The 25,324-nt window shown below is 44.3% G+C and carries 23 protein-coding genes; 2 read left to right on the plus strand and 21 right to left on the minus strand.

The window, feature by feature from the left end:
• Nucleotides 1-3: 3 nt before the first annotated feature.
• From V1L65_RS04835 to V1L65_RS04865, 7 genes are all read right to left on the minus strand, one after another.
• Nucleotides 4-450 carry a hypothetical protein gene (locus V1L65_RS04835; RefSeq protein WP_331697947.1) on the minus strand — a complete coding sequence of 149 codons (447 nt, stop codon included), beginning with the start codon at nt 448-450 and terminating at the stop codon, nt 4-6.
• A 242-nt stretch (nt 451-692) separates the two neighbouring features.
• Nucleotides 693-2,321 (minus strand): chaperonin GroEL, encoded by a 1,629-nt coding sequence (gene groL, locus V1L65_RS04840; RefSeq protein ID WP_331697948.1) that lies wholly within the window; start codon nt 2,319-2,321, stop codon nt 693-695.
• Between the two features lie 46 nt (nt 2,322-2,367).
• Nucleotides 2,368-2,649 carry a co-chaperone GroES gene (gene groES, locus V1L65_RS04845; protein ID WP_028609403.1) on the minus strand — a complete coding sequence of 94 codons (282 nt, stop codon included), beginning with the start codon at nt 2,647-2,649 and terminating at the stop codon, nt 2,368-2,370.
• A 1,059-nt stretch (nt 2,650-3,708) separates the two neighbouring features.
• On the minus strand, nt 3,709-4,521 hold the full coding sequence (gene tatC / locus V1L65_RS04850; protein WP_442955669.1) for a twin-arginine translocase subunit TatC: 813 nt from the start codon (nt 4,519-4,521) through the stop codon (nt 3,709-3,711).
• 74 nt (nt 4,522-4,595) lie between these two features.
• On the minus strand, nt 4,596-4,817 hold the full coding sequence (locus V1L65_RS04855; RefSeq protein ID WP_331697949.1) for a twin-arginine translocase TatA/TatE family subunit: 222 nt from the start codon (nt 4,815-4,817) through the stop codon (nt 4,596-4,598).
• A 182-nt stretch (nt 4,818-4,999) separates the two neighbouring features.
• A complete protein-coding gene (locus tag V1L65_RS04860; protein ID WP_331697950.1) occupies nt 5,000-5,503 on the minus strand; it encodes a MogA/MoaB family molybdenum cofactor biosynthesis protein in 504 nt (167 codons plus the stop codon).
• Between the two features lie 153 nt (nt 5,504-5,656).
• Nucleotides 5,657-6,274 (minus strand): 5-formyltetrahydrofolate cyclo-ligase, encoded by a 618-nt coding sequence (locus V1L65_RS04865; protein WP_331697951.1) that lies wholly within the window; start codon nt 6,272-6,274, stop codon nt 5,657-5,659.
• 211 nt (nt 6,275-6,485) lie between these two features.
• Between V1L65_RS04865 and V1L65_RS04870 the strand changes: the two genes are divergently transcribed.
• Entirely contained in the window at nt 6,486-8,438 is a 1,953-nt protein-coding gene (locus tag V1L65_RS04870; protein ID WP_331697952.1) for an ABC-F family ATP-binding cassette domain-containing protein, read from the plus strand.
• Between the two features lie 168 nt (nt 8,439-8,606).
• Entirely contained in the window at nt 8,607-9,542 is a 936-nt protein-coding gene (locus V1L65_RS04875) for an aminoglycoside phosphotransferase family protein (protein WP_331697953.1), read from the plus strand.
• A gap of 248 nt (nt 9,543-9,790) precedes the next feature.
• Here V1L65_RS04875 and V1L65_RS04880 read toward each other — a convergent pair whose 3' ends face one another.
• From V1L65_RS04880 to V1L65_RS04945, 14 genes are all read right to left on the minus strand, one after another.
• Complete coding sequence (locus tag V1L65_RS04880) at nt 9,791-10,441, minus strand: response regulator transcription factor (RefSeq protein ID WP_331697954.1); 651 nt, start codon at nt 10,439-10,441, stop codon at nt 9,791-9,793.
• Nucleotides 10,419-12,815 carry a sensor histidine kinase gene (locus V1L65_RS04885; RefSeq protein WP_331697955.1) on the minus strand — a complete coding sequence of 799 codons (2,397 nt, stop codon included), beginning with the start codon at nt 12,813-12,815 and terminating at the stop codon, nt 10,419-10,421. Before V1L65_RS04885 ends, V1L65_RS04880 begins: the two co-directional genes overlap by 23 nt.
• Nucleotides 12,816-12,855: 40 nt before the next feature.
• Nucleotides 12,856-13,026 (minus strand): hypothetical protein, encoded by a 171-nt coding sequence (locus V1L65_RS04890; protein ID WP_331697956.1) that lies wholly within the window; start codon nt 13,024-13,026, stop codon nt 12,856-12,858.
• 140 nt (nt 13,027-13,166) lie between these two features.
• Complete coding sequence (locus V1L65_RS04895; RefSeq protein ID WP_331697957.1) at nt 13,167-14,096, minus strand: polyprenyl synthetase family protein; 930 nt, start codon at nt 14,094-14,096, stop codon at nt 13,167-13,169.
• A gap of 211 nt (nt 14,097-14,307) precedes the next feature.
• On the minus strand, nt 14,308-15,036 hold the full coding sequence (locus V1L65_RS04900; RefSeq protein ID WP_331697958.1) for an ABC transporter ATP-binding protein: 729 nt from the start codon (nt 15,034-15,036) through the stop codon (nt 14,308-14,310).
• Nucleotides 15,037-16,769: 1,733 nt separating this feature from the next.
• Nucleotides 16,770-16,919, minus strand: a complete 150-nt coding sequence (locus tag V1L65_RS04905; RefSeq protein WP_331697959.1) for a hypothetical protein — start codon at nt 16,917-16,919, stop codon at nt 16,770-16,772.
• A gap of 19 nt (nt 16,920-16,938) precedes the next feature.
• Entirely contained in the window at nt 16,939-17,994 is a 1,056-nt protein-coding gene (gene tsaD, locus V1L65_RS04910; RefSeq protein WP_331698083.1) for a tRNA (adenosine(37)-N6)-threonylcarbamoyltransferase complex transferase subunit TsaD, read from the minus strand.
• A 2-nt stretch (nt 17,995-17,996) separates the two neighbouring features.
• Nucleotides 17,997-18,494 carry a ribosomal protein S18-alanine N-acetyltransferase gene (gene rimI, locus V1L65_RS04915; protein ID WP_331697960.1) on the minus strand — a complete coding sequence of 166 codons (498 nt, stop codon included), beginning with the start codon at nt 18,492-18,494 and terminating at the stop codon, nt 17,997-17,999.
• On the minus strand, nt 18,494-19,381 hold the full coding sequence (gene tsaB / locus V1L65_RS04920; RefSeq protein WP_331697961.1) for a tRNA (adenosine(37)-N6)-threonylcarbamoyltransferase complex dimerization subunit type 1 TsaB: 888 nt from the start codon (nt 19,379-19,381) through the stop codon (nt 18,494-18,496). The genes rimI and tsaB overlap by 1 nt, the downstream gene beginning before the upstream one ends.
• Nucleotides 19,365-19,868, minus strand: a complete 504-nt coding sequence (tsaE, locus tag V1L65_RS04925; protein WP_331697962.1) for a tRNA (adenosine(37)-N6)-threonylcarbamoyltransferase complex ATPase subunit type 1 TsaE — start codon at nt 19,866-19,868, stop codon at nt 19,365-19,367. Before tsaE ends, tsaB begins: the two co-directional genes overlap by 17 nt.
• A 12-nt stretch (nt 19,869-19,880) precedes the next feature.
• Entirely contained in the window at nt 19,881-20,945 is a 1,065-nt protein-coding gene (gene thiL, locus V1L65_RS04930) for a thiamine-phosphate kinase (protein WP_331697963.1), read from the minus strand.
• Nucleotides 20,946-21,171: 226 nt separating this feature from the next.
• Nucleotides 21,172-22,254 (minus strand): HD-GYP domain-containing protein, encoded by a 1,083-nt coding sequence (locus V1L65_RS04935; protein ID WP_331697964.1) that lies wholly within the window; start codon nt 22,252-22,254, stop codon nt 21,172-21,174.
• A 77-nt stretch (nt 22,255-22,331) separates the two neighbouring features.
• Nucleotides 22,332-24,035, minus strand: coding sequence for a histidine kinase N-terminal 7TM domain-containing diguanylate cyclase (locus V1L65_RS04940; RefSeq protein ID WP_331697965.1), 1,704 nt, complete (start codon nt 24,033-24,035; stop codon nt 22,332-22,334).
• Nucleotides 24,036-24,058: 23 nt separating this feature from the next.
• Nucleotides 24,059-25,246 (minus strand): class I SAM-dependent methyltransferase, encoded by a 1,188-nt coding sequence (locus tag V1L65_RS04945; protein ID WP_331697966.1) that lies wholly within the window; start codon nt 25,244-25,246, stop codon nt 24,059-24,061.
• Nucleotides 25,247-25,324 lie beyond the last annotated feature (78 nt).

Raw genomic sequence — 25,324 nt, forward strand, 5'->3', positions numbered from 1 at the left:
AATTTATATTTCTACAATGAAGTACCTCCTCCTATCATCCAATAACCTCCAATCAATTCGATGCACCCCAGCCACATCAATAAAATCGCTATTCTTTAGTTGTCCTGTTGGTTTATAAATCCTTCCCTGAACTACCTTGCTTCCTCTAAAGTAATCATATATGCCCGAATTGTCCTTGCCTTCATAAAATGGGCGATCCTTTACCAGAACCATAGTAAACGTTTTTGAAAACCCCTGTTCCTTTAGTTGCTCCATAAATTTAATATCCTTAACAAATGAATACAACTGCTCAGGATACTGGCCATTCGTCGGATATTTTAACTCGACAGCGAATCTATCCTTGCCACTTACAATACTTATATCAATTTCCTTCTTTACTGTATGACTAATCCCAAAATACGAAACATTCCGTTCAAACTGTACTTTATATTGTGGGAATGTCGTTCTCAAAAAATACCTAATTCGTGCTGAAGGCTAAACTCATTATACACCTCAATATTCGGCGTAGTTACGTATTCAAAAAATTGCTCAAGATGCTTAATCTCCAAAGCAAGACCTCCTCACTTTCTTAAATAACAGAAGACACCTTGGAGCGATTTCCATCACTCTAAGGTGTCTTCATTTTACACAATGTGGGCAATCCAGGTTTCTCCGAAGAGAAACCCTTGCCTCACAAGGCTTTACAGCCTTGATTACATCATGCCGCCCATTCCACCCATGCCGCCCATATCAGGCATTGCAGGAGCGTTTTTCTCTGGCTTGTCAGCGATAACCGCTTCTGTTGTCAAGAACATAGCTGCAACAGATGCTGCGTTTTGAAGAGCGGAACGAGTAACCTTAGCAGGGTCAACGATACCTGCATCAATCATGTTTACCCACTCGCCAGTAGCAGCGTTATAGCCGATACCAAGCTGTTCTTTTTTCAGACGGTCAACGATGACAGATCCTTCTTCGCCAGCGTTAGCTGCGATTGTGCGAACTGGCTCTTCTAGAGAACGAAGAACGATGTTCACGCCTGTTTTTTCGTCGCCAGAAGCGTCAACTGCTTTAACTGCAGCATAAATGTTAATTAGAGCTGTACCACCGCCGGATACGATACCTTCTTCAACAGCAGCACGAGTAGAGTTAAGAGCATCTTCAATACGAAGCTTACGCTCTTTAAGCTCAGTTTCAGTTGCCGCACCAACCTTGATTACCGCAACGCCGCCAGCTAGCTTAGCTAGACGCTCTTGCAATTTTTCACGGTCGAAATCAGAAGTTGTTTCTTCTAATTGTGTACGGATTTGCTTAACGCGAGCTGTAATATCAGCTTTGTCGCCGCTGCCGTCAACAATAATTGTGTTTTCTTTTGTAATACGAACTTGACGTGCGGAACCAAGCTGAGAAACGTCAGTTGATTTCAGGTCAAGACCAAGCTCTTCTGTAATCACTTGACCGCCAGTTAGAGCTGCGATATCTTGAAGCATTGCTTTGCGGCGATCGCCAAATCCAGGAGCTTTAACTGCTACGCAAGTGAATGTTCCGCGCAATTTGTTCACAACAAGAGTTGCTTGCGCTTCGCCTTCAACGTCTTCAGCAATGATTAGAAGCTGCTTGCCGGATTGAACAACCTTTTCAAGCACAGGTAAGATTTCTTGGATGTTCGTAATTTTTTTATCTGTAATCAAAATGTACGGGTTATCAAGTACCGCTTCCATTTTGTCAGTATCAGTAATCATGTATGGAGAAATGTAGCCGCGGTCGAATTGCATACCTTCTACAACTTCAAGCTCAGTTTCGAAGCCTTTGGACTCTTCAACTGTTATAACGCCGTCGTTGCCTACTTTTTCCATAGCTTCAGCAATCAATTGTCCAACTGTATCGTCACCAGAAGAAATAGCAGCAACCTGAGCGATCGATTGGTGGCCTTCGATTGGCTTGGAAATAGCTTTCAGCTCAACAAGAGCTGCTTTAACTGCTTTTTCGATACCTTTGCGGATAACCATAGGGTTTGCGCCTGCAGTAACGTTCTTCAAGCCTTCACGAATCATGGAGCCAGCCAAAACAGTAGCAGTAGTTGTACCGTCGCCAGCAACATCGTTAGTTTTTGTAGCAACTTCTTTAACTAGCTGAGCACCCATGTTTTCGAATGCATCCTCTAGTTCGATTTCTTTAGCAATAGACACACCGTCATTAGTAATGAGCGGGCTGCCGAATTTTTTCTCAAGAACTACGTTGCGTCCTTTAGGACCAAGCGTAACTTTAACTGCATTTGTCAGAGCTTCAACACCGCGCAGCATTGCCTGGCGAGCGTCTTCACTAAATTTAATATCTTTAGCCATTATCGTTAACCTCCTGATTTTAATTATTAAGTATCGTTAGACGGTCTTAGCCGAAAATTGCGTGTATGTCGCTTTCTTTCATAATCAAGTATTCTTTGCCTTCATACTTGATTTCTGTTCCCGCATATTTGGAGAATAGAACGCGATCGCCTTCTTTTACTTCCAATGCAACACGCACGCCGTCCTTTAGCGTACCGCTGCCAACGGCTACAACTTTACCTTCTTGCGGCTTTTCTTTTGCTGTATCTGGCAATACAATACCGCTTGCAGTTGTTTCTTCTTTCGCGATTGGTTCGATTAGTACGCGTTCACCCAAAGGTTTGATCATTGAAAATAGCCTCCTTCTAAAATATAGCTTATGTTCATTCTGTTAGCACTCGTAAGCGTGTAGTGCTAACAATCATTTTTATAATACTCATTTTTGTATGTAATTTCAAGTCCTACAGTCTAATTTTCACAACATTGCGCCAATAATTTGTGTCCATACGCAAGCCTCGTACATAAGTATGCTGCGTTTCGCTAAACATTCTAAAAAATTATAGAACAAATTTATGTTCGCAGTGGATAGAAACTTGCAGCTGTATAAAAAAAAATTAAGTAAACGAAATGGTCAGGTGGTATAACCCACATTAGAACTTAGGTGGGTGTCGATTAATTGTTGGCAACTATTGATAAGTAATAAGAAAGGGGAACGAAGAGCAAGATTGGGAATGGAGAAGCGGCAGCGTCCGCCTTTGTAGGCCAACTTTATCCTTTACAGGAGTTGTTTAATCAAAAAAATCGGACTACAACAGCGGTCGGAATCCCAAACTTGATCGTAGTAGCATCCCTTTCGATTGCTTGTTGCCCTATCGCAATTAATCGACACCCTCCTTAGACACGCTATTGTACGGAAATCAGCTTATTCTAAAATCTAAAGGAACTGAGAGACTTTATTTACTCAAAATCACTACCTAAACGGGGAAAAGATCACCTATAGCGCTCCACAGTTCCGTTACAGTTTTAAAACACCTTTTTATTGTTAAATAGAGCCTCTCAGTTCCGTTACAATTCTAAACAGCTGGCATTACGACTTTTGCTCGGATATTAAATACTACAACGAATCGATGGTTTCCCGCTTACCGCTTTAGGTCTGTTATCCGGGCTATTAAGCTGCTGCAGAGCTTTTCCAACAACCCGAGTTTTCCCCTTAGTATCATAAAAAAGCTAAATCACCTAAAACTAACTACATGAAATACAGTTAGCCTCAAAAAGCATACGCAAAGCAGGCAATACATAAAAAGATCGCCTCCCCTGCCTGATGATCATGGCGGTTGGCGATCTTCTCCGTTTTTGGCTTAGCTTCTATCTGACTTATTTTTACCGCACTCACTTACTACTGTCTAACCTAGCTCCCAGCCGTTCGATCAAACTCTTCTTCCCAGCGTTTATCAGCTTCCAGCTGCTTTTTGTAGATCATGCCGGACAGCCATACGCTTAGTTCATACAATAAGATTAGCGGGATGGCGACCAAAATGTCCGATATAATATCTGGCGGTGTAATGGTCACGCCTATGAACACCATTACAAAATAAGCAATTCTTCTCATTTTACGCAATCTAATCGGATTAACTATGCGAATCGCCGTTAAAAACATAATGGCTAAAGGCAGCTCAAACAATAAGGAAATTGGAATGATGATATTGAACATAAATGAAAAATATTGGGCTATACCGAATGTTTCCTCCAGCTCCAGCTGGCCTGCGACCATACGGGTAAAGTTAAATGCCAGCGGAAAAACGACAAAATACGAAAATGCCAAGCCGATCAAAAGCATAAATAATGCAAGTGGCACGTATTTAAGCGTTGAGCGCTGCTCATTCTCCCTTAAAGCTGGTTTAACGAAAGACCATAGCTGATAGACTGTAAATGGCAATGTTATGATTAGCGCAATAATAAACGCGAATTTCATATACATGCTAATACCGTCCCATAGTGAGAAGGTATGAAGTGAAATCGTGTTGGCAGGATCCTGGCTCATTAAAAATTTGTACATCGGCTGTGCGAGCAGCAAGCCAATAACAAGCCCGAGCACCAATACAACAATAATATAAATTAATCTTTTGCGAAGCTCGCCTAAGTGATCAAAAACGGACATAAGTCCCCCTTCGGCAATACTCTCTGCAGCAGACTTTGCGTTGCTTGTTTCCTTTGCCCCCATTGCTAACGGCTCACCTCCTCATGCGCGTTCCTCTATGATAGCCTCTATTGTATTCAATAAAAAAGCGGGCCCGATTAATCCGGCAACCGCTTATTGTCCTTATCTTTTTGTTCGGTTTGGCTGACTTCCACACGTTTCTTGCTGTCATCCTCATCCATAATTTCTCTTGCTCCGGATTTAAATTCGCGCAGTGTGCGGCCTACAGCTCGTCCCAGTTCAGGCAGCTTGTTCGGACCGAAAAGCAGGAGCGCTACCAGCACAAGCAATATAATCCCTGTTGCACCTATTCCACCCATCTTTATTCCTCCTTAGCACTGTTAATGCAGGCTAACTATTCTCATACCGTATACCTATTATAATACTTTGGTCACTTCCATATAAAACAATAGATAACGATCATTAATTGCAGCTATCAGTATAATAACATAACCTTAGCATGGCATGAAACTTCATTGTATGACAATTATTTGACTATACATTAATCAATATGCTCCGTCAATGCGCCATACTTGCCAGATACGATACTAAGTGCATGCGGCAGCTGGTCCAAAATAGCAATCAAACTTTCATGTACACCTTTGGGGCTGCCCGGCAAGTTTACAATAAGCGAGGTGCCTCTAATGCCGCACACTCCTCTTGTCAGCATCGCCCTTCTTGATTTTTGCAAAGCGCCTATCCGCATGGCTTCAGCCAGGCCTGGAACCTCCCTGTCAATAACCTTCAAAGTAGCATCTGGCGTAATATCACGAGGAGCAAGACCTGTTCCACCAGTAGTCAGCACTAAATCAGCCTGATAGTATTCTGTCATCTCTATTAGCGCAGCCATGATTTCGTCCTGTTCATCAGGTACTATACGATAGTCGACAATAACGCCGCCGAGTTCTTCCTCAACAAGCTCCCGTATCACCTGAGCGCTGGTATCCTCCCGCTCGCCTCTTGACCCCTTGTCACTAGCCGTTAACAAAGCAACCTTCCACTGCATGTCACTTTCCTCCCATCCTCAATAAATATTTCTATAAAATAAACATAAATCCTTTTTCTAGTTAAGCCTTTTTATTTGCGATAAATTATCTTTTTTAATATATATCTCTTCTACTATAACATGTTCATGGAGAGATGATTAATGAGATTAATATTATTTCTTCTTTAATACACTTCTCATCCCGTTCTCTGTTACCAGCCAGTCCATAAACTGGTCATGCTTATCGGTTGGAAGATGATCGACAAGCTGCTGTTCATATGCAGCACCCACCCAAATCGTCTCAATCGCCTTGCCGCTTTGCCGAAGCTTTTGCGCAAAACGGTCATAATACCCGCCACCGTAACCAAGCCTTCCCCCATTGGAAGCAAAAGCGATGCCGGGCGCTACAACGACATCCGGCGGCTCTGACAAGTCTATCTTTCTGGATACAGCAGGATCAGGCTCCATAATACCATATGCTCCGGCCTGCAGCTGCTCCAAGCTGTTTATTTCATAAAGCTCTAACGAATGATCTGCAGCAATGCTTCTCGGCGCAATTACCTTTATGCCGTTGTCCCAGCTCCATTGCATGGCCTCAGTAAGCTCAAGCTCGCTGCGAAAAGCAATATATATCATTACAGAAGTGCTGTTTCTCTGCTTAAGCCATTGTATAAGATGGCCGCTTGCTGCCATTCCAGCAGCTTTTCGCTTTTCGAGCTCAAGGCTGTCTCTCATCCGGCTCATCGAGCGTCGCAGCTCCTGCTTAGCCGGCTCATTATGTATAGATTCCATAACTGGTCATCCGTTCCGCATTTTTGCCATGATTTCATCTATATGTAGTGTACCATTGTTATACAACTTTCGCCAATGAAGATGCTAGTTTATGGTACACTACGAAGAGAACTATTTTTCCGGCATAGTAAAGATTATAATTTATTACAACAGGATAAACGGCTTCGCCGTTCTTTGAACAATATTGACTATATTGGAGGCTTTTAAAAAGATGCTGCTGCAGGTTTCTAACATTTCAAAAAGCTACGGCGTTAATGCTGTATTAACTAATATTTCTTTTCAAATTCAAGCACGGGATCGCATAGGATTAGTTGGTGTCAACGGAGCTGGAAAATCTACTCTGCTCAAAATTATTGCAGGCGAGCTTAGATGTGATTCTGGAGACATACATAAGTCCAAGGAAACAAAGCTGGGCTATTTGGCTCAAAACAGCGGTCTGCAAACGGACAAAACGATATTGGCTGAGATGCGTTCTGTATTTCAGCACCTTATAGCTGCTGAGCAGGAGCTTCGTGATCTCGAGCAGCAAATCGCTGATCCCCGTCTTCATGCCGATGAAAAAAAGTACGAGGAAATTCTTGATCGCTATGCCAAGCGTTCTGATTGGTTTCGTGATCAGGGCGGCTTTGAAGTCAACACTAAAATTCAAAGCATTCTGCACGGAATGGGCTTTGGACAGTTCCCGCCAGATACATTGATTGAAACATTAAGCGGAGGCCAAAAGACAAGACTGGCGCTGGCCAAGCTGTTGCTGCAGGCTCCCGATTTGCTGATGCTGGATGAGCCCACCAATTATTTGGACATTGAAACACTTACCTGGCTCGAAAATTATTTACGCGCTTATTCTGGAGCAATTCTGGTCGTATCTCATGACCGTTATTTTCTCGATGCGCTCACGCAAACCATCATTGAGATTGAGCGTCATGCCGCAAAACGCTATACCGGCAATTACAGCCGATATATTGAGCTTAAAGCGGCCCAATATGAATCCGATTTGAAGCGCTATGAAAAGCAGCAGGATGAAATTGCTCAAATGGAGCAGTTCATTCAGCGCAACCTTGTACGCGCCTCCACTACCAAGAGAGCACAGAGCCGCCGTAAAGCGCTTGAACGCATGGATAGAGTCGACAGACCGCTTGCAGATCTTAAACGGGCGAGCTTCAGCTTTGAAATTGAACGTATGACTGGAAAAGAAGTTCTTACTGTGGATAATTTGTCGATAGACTTCAATGATGAAGACAAGCCGCTTTTTGAGCACGTATCCTTCCGGCTGACAAGAGGAGAAACTGTAGCACTTATTGGTCCCAATGGGATTGGAAAATCAACACTGCTCAAAATTATAGTCGGCGAGCACAAGCCAAGAACAGGTACATTGCAATTTGGCGCCCATGTCAAAATCGGCTACTACGACCAAGAGCATACGCACTTAAACCGCAATAACACTGTTTTGGAAGAGCTGTGGAGCGCTTATCCGCATGTAGAAGAAGCACGCATCCGCACGATATTAGGCAACTTTCTATTTAGCGGCGAGGATGTGCTGAAACGCATCTCTGCGCTGAGCGGCGGCGAGAAAGCGCGCGTATCGCTTGCGAAGCTTATGCTTGCAGAAGCCAATTTTTTAATATTGGATGAGCCGACTAACCATTTGGATTTATTCAGCAAGGAAGTATTGGAGGCTGCGCTAGTCGATTATGAGGGAACGCTTCTGTTTATTTCACATGACCGTTACTTCCTCAATAAAATGGCAGAGCGTATTGTCGAATTGAAGCCAAATGGCACTGAGCATTTCCTGGGAAATTATGACGAAATGCTTGAAAAAAAGCGCGAACTAGAAGAAGCAGCGCTTGAAATTGAGCAGCAGCGCGTAGCGAATGCAAAGTCTTCGCCGATCATGTCGACTGCTAGCCCTTCAGCACAGACAAACAGCTATGAAGCTGATAAGCAAGCAAAGCGCGAGGAGCGCAGCCGCCAGCGTAAAATTGAACAGCTGGAAGCTTCTATCTCGCAGCTGGAGGAATCGATTGCCGAGCTGCAAATACAGATTACTAACCCGGAAATCTTTCATGACTATGTAAAAATCCAAGAAATTCAGCAGGAAATTGACAAGCAGCAGGCTGAATTAACTAGCTGCTTGGAGCAATGGGAAGCTTTAATTGATGGCTAACTATCAAGCTAAGTCTGTCGATTCATTGATTGGGGTGACCTTTCATAAGCAATAGGAAGGAAAACGGAGAGCAGAGTTTGGACTGGAGAATCAGAAGCGTCCGTCTTTGTTGCCGATTTTAACCTTTATAGGTTTTTGGAGGGTAATATTGAAAGGAGAATTTCGTTTATGGAGCGATCAGTCAACACTCTTTCAGAGGCAACAAAGCAATGGATATGCCAGCAGCTGCAGCCTATTGCTGGTAATACGCAAATTGTAATGCTCGAACAGCTGCCTGGCGGTATTTCCTCTCACATATATGGAGTAACGCTGCGTGCAAATGACGAGCTTATTCGGCTGGTGATGCGGCAGATCGATGATGAAGATTGGCTGAACGAGCAGCCTGATGCAGCGCTCCAGGAAGCTTCCGCCCTGCAGATATGCGAGAAGTGGCAAATTGCTGCCCCGCGAATCATTGCCTGTGATGCTGCAGGCGAGCATTGCGGCAAGCCTTCTGTGCTAATGACGAGACTGGAAGGAACGCCATTGCTGCAGCCGCGTCAAATGGACGACTGGCTGGGACAGCTGGCAGCTGCTGCAGCAGGTGTGCACCAGGCTGAACCTCCTTCATCCTATTGGACTTATAAAACATATCAAAACATTCCTCACTTCACAGCGCCTGCTTGGAGCAAGCAGCAGGAGCAATGGCATAAGCTGCTTCAGCGTTTAAAACAGCCGGCACCATCTGTCGCTTCCTGCTTTATTCATCGAGACTTTCATCCTGCCAATGTATTATGGAGCGATGAGAAAATAACAGGCATTGTCGATTGGACGAGCGGCTGCATTGGTCCTGCCGGCATAGATATCGGGCATTGCCGCATTAATTTAGTTATGCTGCACGGCGTTGCAGCAGCAGATCGTTTTTTGCACGAATATAAGCTTGTAAGCGGCAAATCGTTTGTCTATGACCCTTATTGGGATATTTTATCCCTAATTGATATGCTGTTTGGTCCCCCAGAAGTTTATCAGGGCTGGGTTGCACTCGGCATTACCCATTTAACGGATGAGATGATGGTTGAGCGTATTGAAGCGTACACAGTTAGCCTTGCTGATAAGCTCAATTAGTTGCAGCCTCCCTAGCTGAAATCTATCTCGCTGGTCAGACGTTCCGTTATTACGCCCAAAATCGCAATTATGAGGCCGTAAAGTGACAGGCGTTCCGTTATTGGTCCATAAATCGTAGAAAAGCACCGTTTAGAGCTGTATAGCGGAATGTGTGTCCGCGAACGTGTGGCCATATCTATTTTTTGAGGCTGCAGCGGCCCTCAATAAAAAAATTCCTCGCAGCCAGCGCGAGGAACTCCCTAGTACAGTTATAATTGCTCCATCGTAATTAAACCAAGTCTTTTCGCTTCTCTTATCGCTTCAGAGCGCGAGCGTACATTGAGCTTATCGAAAATTTTGGTAAGCTGGTATTCTACATTGCGCTGGCTTACATGCAGCAGCGCCGACAGCTCCTTATTGCTTATTCCTGCCGCAACCTCCTGCAAAATCATAAGCTCCTTCTCATTTATTGAAATGTCCTCCACCGACATCTCTGCCCGAGGAAGTGAAACCTCTTGTCTTCGAAGCTGCTTAAGCAGCGTAATCGGAATAACTGCATCACCACGCATCGCGCAGCGAATTGAATTATGAAGCTGCTCGCGAGATACGGTTTTGGAAATAAAACCGGATACGCCAGATTCAATAAGCAAATTAAAATGCGAACCGATTTCATAACCGGAATAAATAATAATTTTGCGTTCCTGATCGAGCTGCAGCAATCGCTTCGTCAGCTCCAATCCGCTAATGCCCGGCATGTTCAAATCGCATAATATAAGGTCAAAGTGCTCCACCTGCACAATATCAAGAGCTTCCAGTGCAGACAAAACAACCGTTACTTTCATCTCCTCGTCCTGCTCAATCATCGTCTTCGTGCCTTCGCCAACAGAAGGATGATCGTCAACTAATAAGATACGAATCACGAGAAATCCCCCTTTCGGAATGCTTGTGGGATAACATTTCAGGAAATAATATTGTAATATCCAAACCTCTGCCCATTTCAGAATAGAACGTAATTTCCCCTTCCAGGCTGGCTACTCTTTCCTTAATGCCCGATAATCCCATATGCTTGAATGATTCTTCCATATTCTCGACATCCATGCCAATTCCGTCGTCCTGGTAGTGGAAATAAATAAAGCCATTGCGCACCTCAAGTTCCATCATGACGACTTTGGCCTGTGAGTGCTTGTCCGCATTGCGGAGCAATTCCTGCACGATTCGATAAATAGCCGTAATCTCTTCTTCATGCATCGGCTCTGTAATCGGCTTTGCTTTAAATACAACTTCAAAATTTACTCGCATTTGAGTATGCTCAATAATCGATTCAACTGCTTCCACAATGCCCATTTCTTTTAGCAGCGGCGGGCGCAGTTCATTGCACGTTTCTCTAATTTGATGAATAACGTCCAGCAAGCCTTCTTTAATGTCGGTCAGCTCAACATTTAAATCTCGCGTCAGCTTGTAATCCATTATAACGCCCTCCAGCTTGCGATACCAAAGCAATTGGTCCTGCAAGGCGGAATCATGCAAATCTGCAGCCAGCTTGCGGCGTTCGTTTTCGGACAAGCAAAATAACAGGCGCAGCACCCAAGGCGAAGTCGTATGCTCCTTGCGCACTTCTGTTTCCAAGTCCTCAATCAAGCCTTCTATTAAAAATAAATTTTCGAAAACGATGCTGGCATAATTGGATATCGTCTTCAGCCAGCGTATTTCATCCGAGTTGAATCTCGTGTGATTCGTCTTAGCACCGATCCATAAAATATGGCTTCTCGTGCGCTGTCTGCCGATTATTAACCCCAATCCGTACGGCAAGCTGATTAACTCTCCAAGGCTAAAGGAATCTATCGTATTCAGCAAAAAATCCTTTGTAACACTATCCTCAAGGCTATCGCCAATAGGCGTTACAGTATGCTCAGTCAAATCTACCATAACAAATTGAATTTTGCTGACAGGCAGCAAGGCGGAAATTTCACCTTTTAGCACTGTCTCCAAATCCGACTTATTCATTACTCTTGCTATGCTGCGGGAAAAACGATCCAAGCTGTCCTGATAGCTGTACATCGCTTTAAAAAGCTTAGGCCGGTAGCGCTGGTCAATTTGTTCTTTTACATATAAAAACAAGGTCATGCCCACATATATAAATACAAAGGTCAAAAACCAAATATGCCATACTGCTCTTTCTTCCTGCAGTACCGCTACTGTGACCGCTGCTGCAACTATAACGGCCGGGATAAAGGCCAGGGCTGTGTAATACTTGAATCTGGTAAGTATAAAATCAATGTCGAACAATTGATTTGACGTCGTTAAATAAAAGTATACCGCAGGCAGCACAAATAAAAATAATGCGGTAAAGGCTGGAGGAAGCAGCTGCTTGGCCCCGATAAGCTGAGGCAGCAGATTCATGGAGGCAAATGGCGTAAAGGCTACCAAATGCGAGACAAGTGTAATCGTAAACAACGATTTCAGTTTCGTTCGGCGATGCTTGATAAAATGCTCAACCAGCTTGTAGACACACACCAAATTTCCTAGAAACACTACAGCGCTGTATGTCCCTTTAATATAAGTAAAGGTTTCAATCGTCAACACGGAGGTCCATATATAGAACAGGCTCACTAAGCTATTGATGGAAATAATTGCAAAAAGAACATACAGTATTTTGTTGCTGATGAACTCAACCTCGAAACGCTTAACATAGCGATTCATAAATATCATAAACAGTAATGGAATATTCGGGATTACGACATAAATAATCGATATTCCAACTGGATCTCGCAATAAGGATGCAGCAGAGCTAAAATAGCTGATGCCGATTGAAATAAAAAACAATATAAGGGTAATAGCTGCCGGGTCGTTTCTGCGTTTCATATAAAGAAACACTGAAAATGCAAAAAACAAGATCAATGAAATTCCTGGTATATACAGCTGTACAAGCAGCTCCGGCATAGAATGCTCGCCTGACCATAGCTTTGAGAACTCGATAAATACTTGTTCTCCGTCAGCTTTCTCAAGCAGCACATTATCTGCATACTCGATAGACAAATATTTTGTTACATAATGATACAAATGAGCAGGCGCTCCATTCACTTCGACAACGCGGTCGCCAATGTGCATCTTCATCATATAGCCTTGACCGGCAGGCTCTATGGAGTCAACAACATACAGCTCCGGACCTTGCTTGTCCAATACAACGCCAATAGACGGCGTTTGTAAAATCACCGCCGTCAAATAAGTTACTGTTGCTGCAACTAAAAACAGGAAAAGGATTACAATTATTTTGTTTAACCTTGTTGATTTCATGTAATCCTCTTCCCCTTCAAACTTTTAAAAAATTATAGTATCAGTTCCACACGAAAGCGTAGCCACTGTTCTTATGTTGTTTGTCCTTCAATTCACCAAGTAATGCTTTTTGCTCAAGAGCCGATACACCTGCAAGCTGAGGCTGCGCCCCGTTAGCTAGTGAGAAATTTACACCATTCTTTGCCATTTGACGAATTGTTTCCTTTAACATTTGAACTCCTCCGCTTCTACTATTGATATAGTACATGTTTATTAGTACATTTCTACTATATCAACAATAAATAGAGCGGAAAACGCAAACGTGTTTCGTAATTTCCGAAATAGCTTTTGCGTGGTATTATAGTATATAATCTATTCGTTGACCAGCTTTAAAAGCTGATTTCTCCAATAATCGTCCACATTTACTTCATCTATTATTTCTTTGAAGCTTTCATAGTACTTTCTGCTCATCACCGATCCATACAAAACTGCCCCCGATTGATGGCAAATTTCCTCGAACTGCTCCCGCTTATCCGCAATATCATTTACGGTCAATTTATCCTCGTAATAATCACGAATCCACTGCAGCTCTTCCTGCTCATCCTCTAACAGATACATCGTCAGCAAGCTTCTTTTGCGCTGCAAAAAATCACTCTTGTCATCCCAGCGCAGCAGGTCTCTCAAATCATTGCGAAGCTGCGCAGCAATTCCAAGATCAGAAGCGTATTGCGCTACTCGTTCATTCCAAGGCTTGCCTGCCAGCAGCACACCAGCCATACTCGCAAGCACGAGCAAGGAGGCCGACTTCGCTCTAACCATTTCCAAATAATCGTCCTCATCAGCACTTTCATTCAAAATATCGCTCATTTGGCCGTTAGCTGCCTGCAAAAGCTGCTTATTCATCAATAAAGCAAGCTCTGCTTGTACTAGCGGCCCATTTGCGCTTTCAAGCAAACCTTGCTGAGATAGCGTAAGCATTGACGTCGCGATATGAAGGGCCACCGGCTCAGGCGACTTCATCCATATTTTATGAGGCGCATCCTGATCTTGAATATCATCTAGTATATCTGTCGCCAATACCGCAAGTTCAATCGCTGCCGCTGCTTTAAATATACGTTCCTCTTCCGCCTGCCCTTCAAACATATAGTAGTGACAAAGAACAAGCTGGCCAAAAAATAAATTTTCTTTTTCTTTTTCCTTAATATACGCAGTCGCATTTTGTAACATTGAGCTGGTCGTAAACCACTGCTCTGCCAACTTAAGCATATAACTACTAATTTGCATGGATAAATTGTTTTTCATAGTTCCTCCGCTTAGAAAGTTGTGCCCATATTATACTATGGGAACTCACCCTTTTCTATCTCTTGTTGCAAGCTGAAGCCTCTACTTCTTTAAACTCCCTCCTGTCACTATTTAATTTTCCAAATAGCGATGCAAGCATTTCGTTCCTTTTAGCGATTAGCTGCGAATAAAGCAATGAATAACTTTTACTGTCTCGCTCACGCTCCGGCACCTATATTGGCGTCCTCCCTTCTTTTTCAACAGCGTAATGCATATAAACAGCCTCCATCGTCAAACCGCCTCCCGGCAAATTTTTAATAAGCTGCGAAGGAGAACCGCATTGCATAACCTTTCCAGCTTTCATAACAGCGACCTGATTGCTGTACTGATGAATCTCTGTCAGATCATGAGAAATAATAACGATTGTTTTGCCAGCCTGGCGCAAGCTGTTCAGCAGACTCCAATATTGCCGCTTGGCTTGTCCGTCAAGGCCGGTAGTCGGTTCATCCAAAAAAATAATACGCGGATCATTCACAGCAGCTATTGCCAGCATTGTCAATTGTCTCAATCCGCCTGAAAGCCTTTTGACTTCTTTATGTGCAAAAGTTTTTAATTGAAACAGATTCAACAGTTCAGGTATATCTTTTTTCCGATTATACAAGCTTTGAAAAGTTTTTAATGCTTCGAAAACGGTCATCTTTTCGATTAACGAAGTACTGCGCATAAAAAAATTAATAAAGTTTTTAATTTTTGCAGATTCCGTCTGTACATCGTAGCCCAATATCGTTATTTTGCCTTCATCCATTGGACTTAGACCCAGCAATAGTTCCATCAAAGCTGTTTTTCCTGCGCCGCTGGTACCTATAATGGAAAATATTTCGCCTTCCTTCACATGTAAGGAGACGTTTTCTACGACCTTGCTGCCCCTATATAATTTACTGACCTGTTCAACTCGTATCATTTTTTGTTATCTCCATTCCAGCCCGGCTCTTTCGCGTATTTCTCTCCTCCCTAAGATAACGCACAAAAAATATTTTTTCACCGAAATAGTGATTAGTAATTAACGCAATATGTGTTGCGTACCGCAAATAAAATACTTTTTATGGTATTTATAATTAATTTTATTAATTATTAGCCATTTAATTATTCACAGCGTTATCCACAGCAGTGGGATAATTGTTAGTCAATTCTGTCTATAATAGATTGAAATAATTGCTTTATTTACTCACTTTCATTTATTTTCATTGTTTTAAAAAATAAATTCACAATTTTGTCCACGTTATACACATTATCCACAGATAGATGTTGAAAATAATATCCACGTTTACCCCACAGCAATATAGACCGAAAAAGGGCGAATTTACAAGCTTTTTACTTAGTTATGCACATTTCGTGCTCTCCTGTGTATAACTTTGTGCACAACCTGCTATTTTTGCACAAAACTCTCACCTTTATATGGGATTTCATCCATTTCGGATTCAAGTGAAACTCAGAAAACTGTAACGAAGACGAGATGCGTTATTCCCCCAAAAATGCCACTTTTTAATTTGTAACGAATCCACATTACGTTATCTGTGAACAAACCGCCACTTGGAGCCACTTTTCGCCCCAATAAGGCTGCTCATCTTCGTTAGATTTTCAAACTATCCAATTAAGGCCAAATAGCGCTGCCTAGATTCGTTAGAAGACGTAGCCCCCTCCTGTTGATCACGCAGATTAACGTTTGCCCACCTAAATTGTCACGAAGATTAGCAGCTCTTTGTGTGAACAAACCACGTTTTTAGGCCCTTTTGCCCCGAATAAGCCCGTCAAGCTTCGTTAGATTTTAATACAAGCATTTTCGGCATAATAGCGTTTCTGGTCTTCGCTAGATGGTCAGTCGTTCCGCAATTTGGCCCAAAACCGCAGTTTTGAGAAGGTAAAGTGACAGACGTTCCGCTATTGGTCAATAAATCGAAGAAAAAGTACCATTTAGACACGATTAGCGGAATGTGTGTCCGCGTAATTAAAAAAACGGCAGTTTTTAGGCAAATAACGGAACGTGTGACCATGTACATTCATTTTGGGCAACATTTGGTAAGCAAAAGAATAGGGGAACGGAGAGCAAGATTGGGACTGGAGAAGCGATAGCGGTCGTAAGCCCAAACTTGATCGAAATGCCACCTCTTCAATTGCTTGTTGCATCATTCACAATGAATGGACAATCTCGCCAGCTTCGTTAGAAAAATACTTTTTAAACAGCCAGACAAAATCCACTTAGAAGAACCAAGACACCTATTTCGGCTCATTCACTAAGTAGAGGGACGACGATACTAACCTGCACTTGCGCCACTGTTTCATACCATTTTGACACTTTTAGTTCTAACGAAACTGAGATGCGCTATTTCCCCAAAAATGTCCCTTTTGAACTTGTAACGAATCCACATTGCGTTAACTGTGAACAAACCGTTATTTGGAGCCGCTTTTCGGTCCTATAAGGCTTCTCATCTTCGTTAGATTTTGAAAATAGCAAATTAAAGCCAAATAGCGCTGTCTGAATTCGTTAGCTTCTGCAACAATTCGTTACAGTTAACAAGCGCCAAACCGCCCCCATCTCGCGCAGCCAAACACGCAATATTCTGTTTCATGCATAAAAAAACGTATAATTTCATGCAGCCTGTGCACGAAATCATACGCTTTACTGTTACGTGTTATTTATAGCTTATGATCCTCTTTATTTTTCAAATCTCGCTCTGTAGCTTTTTGAATAGCTTCTTTCGTAAAATCACGCGGCGGAATTTTGGAATTGATATGCAGCAGAAGTAAAATAATAATAACTAACAGCATAATAAATATTATTTCCATCTCGCACAACACTCCTTTCCTATCCTTGCATTACCGACCATTCCTCTAATGATAATCCAGGCTCCGCCTTCATATCAAGCGATGTATATTGGCCTCTTGCAAGCTTAAGCTGCGCAGCAGCACCGATCATAGCCGCATTATCTGTACATAATGCTAACGGTGGAACGAGCAGCGGAACATTTGCAGCCGCACAGCTTTCTGCAAGCGCCGTCCGCAGCCCTTTATTGGCAGCTACTCCTCCGCAAAGCAGCAGCTGTTTAGAGCCGTACTGCTTCACTGCGCGCATCGCCTTAGTTACAAGCACATCTATTATAGAAAGCTGGAAGCCTTTCGCTACTGCCCCAGCGTCCAGCGGCTCAGCCTTCATGCTGGCCGTATTAATCGCGGCAAGCACAGCCGATTTAAGGCCGCTGAAGCTGAAGTCATAGCTTCCTTCCTCCAGCCAAGCTCTAGGCAGCGCAATAGCTGACTGCGCTTCTGCTGCCAGCCTGTCGATATGAGGCCCGCCCGGATAAGGCAGCTTAAGAGCTCTGGCTACTTTATCGTAAGCTTCTCCCACTGCATCATCGCGCGTATGCCCAATAATATCGAAGACACCCTCAGACTCCATATGCACAAGCTCCGTATGTCCGCCAGACACTACCAAAGCCATGCAAGGATACTGAATATCATCGACAAGCTCATTGGCATAAATATGTCCTGCGATATGATGTGTGCCTATTAGCGGAATTTGCAGCGCCATCGCCAAGCTTTTAGCAGCAATGATGCCTACAAGCAGCGCCCCTACTAAACCGGGTCCTTGCGTAACTGCGATCGCGGATAAGTCCTGCATGCGATAGCCTGACTTTTTAACGGCTTCCTCCATAATGAGCGTAATCGTTTCTACATGCTTGCGAGAAGCGATTTCCGGCACTACTCCGCCAAAGCGTACATGCACATCTATTTGACTGCTGACCACATTCGATAAAATGTTTTTTCCGTCTTCAACAACAGCCGCAGAGGTTTCATCGCAGCTTGTTTCAATAGCCAGTATCAAATCTTTTTTGTTGGCTTCATTTCGATTCTCAGCTTGCATACTCACGGCTTCTTCTCTCCTATCTTCATCCGCTCTTGATCCAGCTCAGCCCACATTATGACGGCATCCTCATTGTTGTCAGAGTAATAATTGGGACGAATGCCCGACGCTTCAAAGCCATGCTTGGCATACAGCCTTTGCGCGACATCATTGGATACCCTCACCTCAAGCGTCATCCGCAATGCGCCGAAGCAGCTGGCTGTCTTCTTCATCTCTGTCAGCAGCAGATGACCAAACCCCATCCCGCGAAAGCCGCTGCGGATAGCAATATTAGTGACATGAGCTTCATCAATAATAATCCACATGCCGCCGTAACCGACAATCTCACCGGCATACTCTGCGATCATATATTTGGCAAACAAATTATTTACCAGCTCATTAAGAAAGGCTTCCGCTGTCCAAGGCTCAGTGAATGCCTCTTGCTCAATCGCGGTAATTTGTTCAATATCGCTGGCTGTCATCGCTCGATAACGAAGCTTGCTTTTATCCAACTGCTCCATTATCGACCGCTCCGTTCCAGCGCATGCTTCTCTTTCAGCTTTACTTCCGCTTCCGTAAGCTGGGTATAATTTGGAGCAAACGAATGAATCTCCGCTCCCGTGCTGTACGGCAGTCCATCCGCCAGCTGCTTCCGGGCAAGCTCCGCGATCCAGCGCCCTTCCAGAGCATATGGCATAAGTGTGACCACTGTACCGCTGCTTATTAGCGCAGCCTCCGTCCGCAGACGGTTAGCCTGCTCCTCATGCATGGACAGATCGCCAACTACCCATATATGAATGGCTATGCCTCTCTTGCTTTCCTCTGCAAGCCTGCTGAGCATAACATCCACCCAATCCAGCATGAGCAGCACGCCATCCTCTTTCATACGGCTCCAGCTGCCATCGCTGTGACCGCTAAACGCCGCCCCGTAGATTTGCCCTCTGCGCGCATCCATCACTGGCAAAATCCAATGCTCTTCATTTTGTTTGGGCTTAACGATATGGATCGTTTGAGCAGATTCGCCTGCATCCGGCTGAACGGCCCGGGCAAGCCCCGATTGCCAGCCCCCATACGCAACAGCCTCCAGGCTCGATATGCCAATCAGCGGCTTGTCCCACACCCAAGCAAGCGTCTTTGCTGCTGTAACAGCAATTCTCATGCCTGTATAAGAGCCAGGTCCATGCCCGACAGCAATCACATCCAACTGCTCTTTATTTTTTTGGCTGCGCTCCAGCAGCTGCTGCAAATGTATGATCGCATTAACAGAATGATTTCTTTCAGCCAGCGACTGAATTTCAGCAAGCACTGCATTCCCTTGTGTAACCGCACAGGCAATTACAGCCGTAGAAGTATCTATTGCAAGCACTGTAAGGTCATGCTTCTTTCCTATGTTATCTATTTGTGTCATCGTTTCTTTCTCCCATCTGCTGTACCGCCAAGCACCAGTCCGTATAAGGCGCCCCGTGAGCTTTAAGCGCAATCTGCCTTTTATTTTCATCTAAATAGTGTATATACAGCTCCAGACGATTTTGCGGCAGCAGCTCCTCAATCAGACTGGCCCACTCTACAATCGTAACACCCTTGCCAAAAAAATAATCATCCAGCCCCAGCTCGTCCGCTTCTTCCAGTGAAATTCTGTACACATCCATATGATAAAACGGGAGCTTAGTGCCCTCGTATTCTTTAATTATTGTAAAAGTTGGGCTATTTACATTGCCAGTCACGCCAAGCGACTCCGCAAAAGCCTTTGAAAAAGCAGTCTTCCCCGCACCGAGCTCGCCATCGAGTGCAATGACAGTGCCCGCTTCTGCCAAGCCCGCCAATTTTCGAGCCAGCTGCCTTGTCTCCTCTTCGGAATTAGCGATCCAAACCGTCTCTGCAACGATTTGCGTCATACTATCACCTGCTTATCCATTAAAATGATTATATCCCCGCTTCGCAAGCTTAATCCTTCTCTGGCCAGCCTGCGCTTGCTTCATCCTGCTCGTCAGCAGCTCAACCTCCGGCTCGCCTGCCTCTACAAACCCAATTATGTAAAAAGGCAAGCCTGCCTGCCTGAAACTTTCCGCGACATGATCAATCTGCTCTCTATTCATCGTGCCTACCAGCATATAATCTTCCCCGCCGTACAATATCCATTGCAGCGGGTCTTGCTGCAGCTCCTTAGCATAAGCAATCAACTCGTCCGAGCAGACAAGCTGCTCCTCCTCAAGCACGATACGAACCCCGGAAGCTTCGGCAATTTCCCATGCCTCGCTAGTCAAGCCGTCGCTGATATCATTGAGCGCGCCACCGCCGCTTCGTTGGGCTTGCAGCAGAATGCGTCCTGCTGCAACGGACGGGCTGGGCCTTTGATGAGCCTCCGCCAGTGAAAATAAATATTGCTGCTCAGCTATATTTTTCTCAATGCGGCCAGACGACAAAGCATGCAGACCCGCTGCCGACTTGCCCAGCAGCCCGGTAACAAATACGGCATGGCCTGCCTGCGCGCTGGAACGCAGCAAAGCGGCCCCTGCCTCCACTGCACCAATAACAGTGACAGATAGAACGAGGTGCTCGGGCGCTGATGTCGTATCGCCGCCTACTATAGATAATTCATAACGATTCGCGCAGTCATAAATACCATTATATAGCTTGTGTATACGATCCGCACTATAAGTACTTGGTACACTGATAGATATCAAGGCATATAAAGGCACGCCGCCCATCGCCGCAATATCGCTCACACATGCTGCTACCGCCTTATATCCGACATCCTCATCCCGCATCGTGCGCTCGTTGAAGTGAATCTGCTCAACCATCGTATCAACTGATGCTACTAATTGCTTATCGCCAATCACATCTTCCGGCGCCCGGCTAATATCAAGCACTGCTGCATCATCGCCTATGCCATGCACAACACCGCGAAGCTTTTCATCCTCGGCGCGAGCACGATGATCCGTCCAATATGAAATACGTGCAAATTCATCCAATTTGTCCGGCTCCTTCGATTTATGGCTTCATTTCTATTCCCATTTCTCATTATTTTACCTTACTGTCTAGTATATTCAAAACAAATTTACATACAAGAAGAAACGCTTCAAATCCTTGGCTAATGATGTGCCGTAATGATACATATGTACGATAACTTCTATATTATAAATAAAGCCTTCCTACTTACAGCTTGATCACTGTAAAATAGAAAGGCTTCTTCTTGGTTTAAAGCTCTTTTGTAATCGTAATATGCGTTTCATTTTTCAGCTCGATTTCATATGGCGATTTCGGCTCGCTGCCATCCGCCTCCTTGATGACACGCACTTGCGGGCGATGCACGGCAAGCTCATTATTCTCGGTTACGACTACCGTCTGGCCTGTACTAAGCAGCAAAGTGGTGGAAACGGGATAAACAGATATATGGTTGCAAAACAGTTTAATTAATTCAAGCTCAAAATAAGTACCGCCTGCCGCAAATAAATATTCGATCGCTTCACTCGCGGTATAACGCTTGCGATATGGCCTTGGCGAAGTAAGTGCATCAAATGTATCGGCTAATCCGACAATTTGCGCATAAAGATGAATTTCATCCCTCTGCAGCTGCCGCGGATAACCAGAGCCATTAAAACGCTCATGATGCTGCAGCGCGCAATGAGCAGACACGATCGAAATATCATGATATTTTCTAAGAATATTAAAGCCTTCTTTGGGGTGAGTCTGCAGCAAGGCCCGCTCATCGGCGGTCAATGGGCCCGGTTTTTGCACTAGCTGCTTCGGTAGCTTGGTCATCCCTATATCAAACAATAATGCGCCGATGCCGAGCTCCTCCAGCTGATTACGATTCAAGCCCTTGGCGATGCCCATAATGCCTGCCAGCACGGCTACATTAAAGGAATGTTGAAATAAGTATGCGTCATTCGAATGAATCGTCGACAAGTTAACGAGCATAGTCGGTCTCGTAGCCAAATCCTGCATAATGCTGCCAAAGACGCGCCGAAAATTTTTCCCCATATCCGGCGCAATCGTACGGCCTTGAATGCCCGGGTCATCCTTGAACGCATTCATCGTTTTATAAATTTCATTAACAGCCTCTTTTCGAGTTTCATCCCGTATCGTATCTTCCGGAACGATATCCGCCGTTTTGCCGTCCTCAATAAATAAAAAATCGATACCTAAATTACGCAATCGTTCAATATAACGATCACTTAATTCTACGCCTTCGCCAAGCAGCACACTGCCATTTTCCTGAAATATCGTTCTGGCTACTATATCTCCAGGCATAACTCTATCGATTTGCATTCTTCTCACAGCTTTTCCCGCCTTTAAAAAGTAAAGCTTTTACTTACGTTTAATTATTTTATCAGAACATTAGATCAATGACTATCCTACTGCGCTGAATAACTGGTCGACGCCAGCTTGCGTTCTACTACCCGATTTCTTCCGCTGAATTTAGCTTCGTATAAAGCCGCATCTGCTTCATGAACGAGTTCACGCAGCAAAAGCTTGGAATCCGGCTGTACTAATAAGGTATGTTCGTCGATTGAAATGACACCCATGCTGATCGTCACGGACAGAAGCTCTGTACTGTTTTCCAGCATAATCGTGTTATTTTCTACTTGTCCTCTAATTTTATGCGCAATCTCCATCGCCTGCGCATGACTCGTGCGAGGCAAATATACCATAAACTCCTCGCCGCCATACCGCGCCAGCACATCTGCAGGGCGAAGCACGCTCCGTACTGCATCTACCGTACTGCAAAGAATCTCATCGCCAATTAAATGGCCGTAACTGTCATTAATCCGCTTGAAATGATCCAGATCAAAAATAAAAATAGAAAAAGGCACGCTGTACTTTTTGACCGCTATTTCATCCTCAAGCTGCTGCATGAGGTAGCGCCGATTGTAGCAGCCGGTCAATCCATCTGTAATTGCCATATATTCAAGCTTTTTGTTCGCCCGGTACAGCTCATCCTGTACGATCAGCAATTCTTTATTCCGCTCCTGCAGCAAAGTGTTTTGCCTGTTCGTTTCTTCCACCAGCTTGCGCATTTCAGTAATATTCTGGAATGTAATTACACGTCCTACTATTTTTTTGCGCGGATCGAGTATAGGTGCCGATTGTACAATAATATATCTCGTTTCGTCCATCTCCAGCTCCAATTGAAATTCTATTCGCTTCATTGGGCGCTTGCGCTGCTCGGCAAAATAATGGCCGAATTGAACCCTTGAGCCTAACTTCAATTGCGCAGCCAGTAAATCTTCGCTGAAAATATCTCCTATTCTCAGCCGAAGGTAGGATTTTAGAACCCTGTTCATATCGATTACCATATTGTATTCATCCAGCACGATAATCCCCATGCTCATCGTATTCATCACATCGCGCTGGACGATTTGAATTATATCAAATACTCTGTTGCGGGTGACAGCAAAAACAATATAGCATGCTGCAACCGTGAGACCGATCGAAATGAATGGAATATAGCTGAGAAACAACTCTTTATACACGACATTGAGCAGCAGGTCGATTAAAGAAAAAGCCAGCAATGTCATCATGCCAATCATGGCCGTCTTGATCATCTGCCGATAACGGGGCGACTGCTCCTTCCTCATGCAATAAACCATTATAATAGAAGAGGCTAGCATGTACAGCAGCAGCTGCGCAATCATATACCAAAAAAGCGGGCCGCTTTCGAGCTGCTTGCCGAATTCAGGCGCATGCTTAATCGACACGAATATGCCTTGCGGGTTCCATATAACAGCTGCTATAGAAGCAAGCGCCGGAAGCGCGAGCAATACAGCCCGGCCTTTTCGAAAAATATTGGTTCGACCCGTTAAATACAGTATAAAAATAAACCAGGCAAATCCCAGCATAGAAAGCCCTATATAGGAGCAAACCAAATAAAACTTTTTATACAATATATCGCTGCTTGCCTGCAATGCAAACTGAGTCAGTGGCCACACCATAAAAACCATATGCAGCAGTAAATAAATACGATTTAACGCCGTGATAGAACTGGATGAGAATACATATACAAACAGCCCCAAAAGCACTAAAAACATACTTAGGTCAATCCAGATAATCCAATCCACTGCGGCTCACCCATTCGTCCCCGTTATTCATCCATTTCAGACTTAACGTCTTCAAACAGCATTTTTTCTAATGCCGGCGTAATATGGAGCAGCTCTTTGTATCGTAAATACTCCTGCCATTGGGCAGAAGCCTTCCCTTGCCGCTGGCTTCTAGTTGCTCTAATCATGATGTTTTTAGGGGTATGCTCGGCATCGATAAATTCAAGCATCTGCACCTTATAGCCAGCTACCTCAAGCAGCTGCCCTCTAGCTGCATCGGTTGCCAGAGCTGAAAATCTTTCCTTAAGCAAGCCATGCGACAGCAGAGGTGATAAAGCTTCGTTTTCAATTTGACGAAACAATTCATGCTGACAGCAAGGCACAGACATAATGACAGAAGCGTTCCAACGTACCGCTTTAGCAAGCGCAGCGTCAGTCGCAGTGTCGCAGGCATGCAGCGTAACGACCATATCGGCGCACTGCAGCTCCTCATAATCGGCGATATCGCCTACCAAAAATTTCAGCTTGTCGTAGCCAAGCTTGCGCGCCAGCTCCGAGCAAAAGGCAATAACATCGACCTTCAAATCAAGCCCGATAATTGAAATTTCTCTGCCTTGCTGAACCGCAAGCAAATGGTACAGCGCGAACGTCAAATAGGATTTGCCGCAGCCAAAATCTACAATCGTAAGCGGGCGATCAGCTGGCAGTGCCGGCAATATATCCGACACCATCTCCAAAAATCGATTGATTTGGCGATATTTATCCTGCTTTTTCGCACGTACTGTTCCATCTGGCGCCATAATGCCCAGCTCGACCAGAAATGGAACAGCTGTGCCTTCCTCGAGCACGCGCTGCTTTTGACGATTATGCTGTAAATCTGTCTGCTGCATTTTACCTGCAGCTTTTTGCGAGCGCATCGCCGCCTTACCTTTCTTGCTCAGCAGCAGCTGAACCTCCTCTTGTCTAGTTTTAAATAGAACTTGACGGTAATTCTCTTCGATTAATGAGACAAGCTTACTGCTCGTCAGGCTTTTATCTACATTTTCATGCAGCACTTTATTATCAACGTGATATTCAAATTGAAAATGCAGCACATTTTTCAATAAAACGGCTCTTACGATCGTTTTTGAGGCTATACTGCCGTCTTTGCGGCGCGGCTGGCTTAAAGTCGCTTGCAGCAGCTCATCTTTCTCAACCCAGGTATGAATATATTGCTGCCACTGATCCGGCATGCATTTCCCTCTTTTCCACTTAATTAATCTATATTTAACATCGGTGTGCGATATCCTGCTATCCATCTATTGTAATAC

The organism is Paenibacillus sp. IITD108, assembly GCF_036541265.1.
Classification (GTDB): Bacteria; Bacillota; Bacilli; order Paenibacillales; family Paenibacillaceae; genus Pristimantibacillus.

Coding starts and splice junctions, on each gene's coding strand:
- groL (WP_331697948.1), bottom strand. CDS start 2,321: ATGGCTAAAGATATTAAATTTAGTGAAGACGCTCGCCAGGCAATGCTG.
- groES (WP_028609403.1), bottom strand. CDS start 2,649: ATGATCAAACCTTTGGGTGAACGCGTACTAATCGAACCAATCGCGAAA.
- tatC (WP_442955669.1), bottom strand. CDS start 4,521: ATGGGGGCAAAGGAAACAAGCAACGCAAAGTCTGCTGCAGAGAGTATT.
- V1L65_RS04855 (WP_331697949.1), bottom strand. CDS start 4,817: ATGGGTGGAATAGGTGCAACAGGGATTATATTGCTTGTGCTGGTAGCG.
- V1L65_RS04860 (WP_331697950.1), bottom strand. CDS start 5,503: ATGCAGTGGAAGGTTGCTTTGTTAACGGCTAGTGACAAGGGGTCAAGA.
- V1L65_RS04865 (WP_331697951.1), bottom strand. CDS start 6,274: ATGGAATCTATACATAATGAGCCGGCTAAGCAGGAGCTGCGACGCTCG.
- V1L65_RS04870 (WP_331697952.1), top strand. CDS start 6,486: ATGCTGCTGCAGGTTTCTAACATTTCAAAAAGCTACGGCGTTAATGCT.
- V1L65_RS04875 (WP_331697953.1), top strand. CDS start 8,607: ATGGAGCGATCAGTCAACACTCTTTCAGAGGCAACAAAGCAATGGATA.
- V1L65_RS04885 (WP_331697955.1), bottom strand. CDS start 12,815: ATGAAATCAACAAGGTTAAACAAAATAATTGTAATCCTTTTCCTGTTT.
- V1L65_RS04890 (WP_331697956.1), bottom strand. CDS start 13,026: ATGTTAAAGGAAACAATTCGTCAAATGGCAAAGAATGGTGTAAATTTC.
- V1L65_RS04895 (WP_331697957.1), bottom strand. CDS start 14,096: ATGAAAAACAATTTATCCATGCAAATTAGTAGTTATATGCTTAAGTTG.
- V1L65_RS04900 (WP_331697958.1), bottom strand. CDS start 15,036: ATGATACGAGTTGAACAGGTCAGTAAATTATATAGGGGCAGCAAGGTC.
- V1L65_RS04905 (WP_331697959.1), bottom strand. CDS start 16,919: ATGGAAATAATATTTATTATGCTGTTAGTTATTATTATTTTACTTCTG.
- tsaD (WP_331698083.1), bottom strand. CDS start 17,994: ATGCAAGCTGAGAATCGAAATGAAGCCAACAAAAAAGATTTGATACTG.
- rimI (WP_331697960.1), bottom strand. CDS start 18,494: ATGGAGCAGTTGGATAAAAGCAAGCTTCGTTATCGAGCGATGACAGCC.
- tsaB (WP_331697961.1), bottom strand. CDS start 19,381: ATGACACAAATAGATAACATAGGAAAGAAGCATGACCTTACAGTGCTT.
- tsaE (WP_331697962.1), bottom strand. CDS start 19,868: ATGACGCAAATCGTTGCAGAGACGGTTTGGATCGCTAATTCCGAAGAG.
- V1L65_RS04945 (WP_331697966.1), bottom strand. CDS start 25,246: ATGCCGGATCAGTGGCAGCAATATATTCATACCTGGGTTGAGAAAGAT.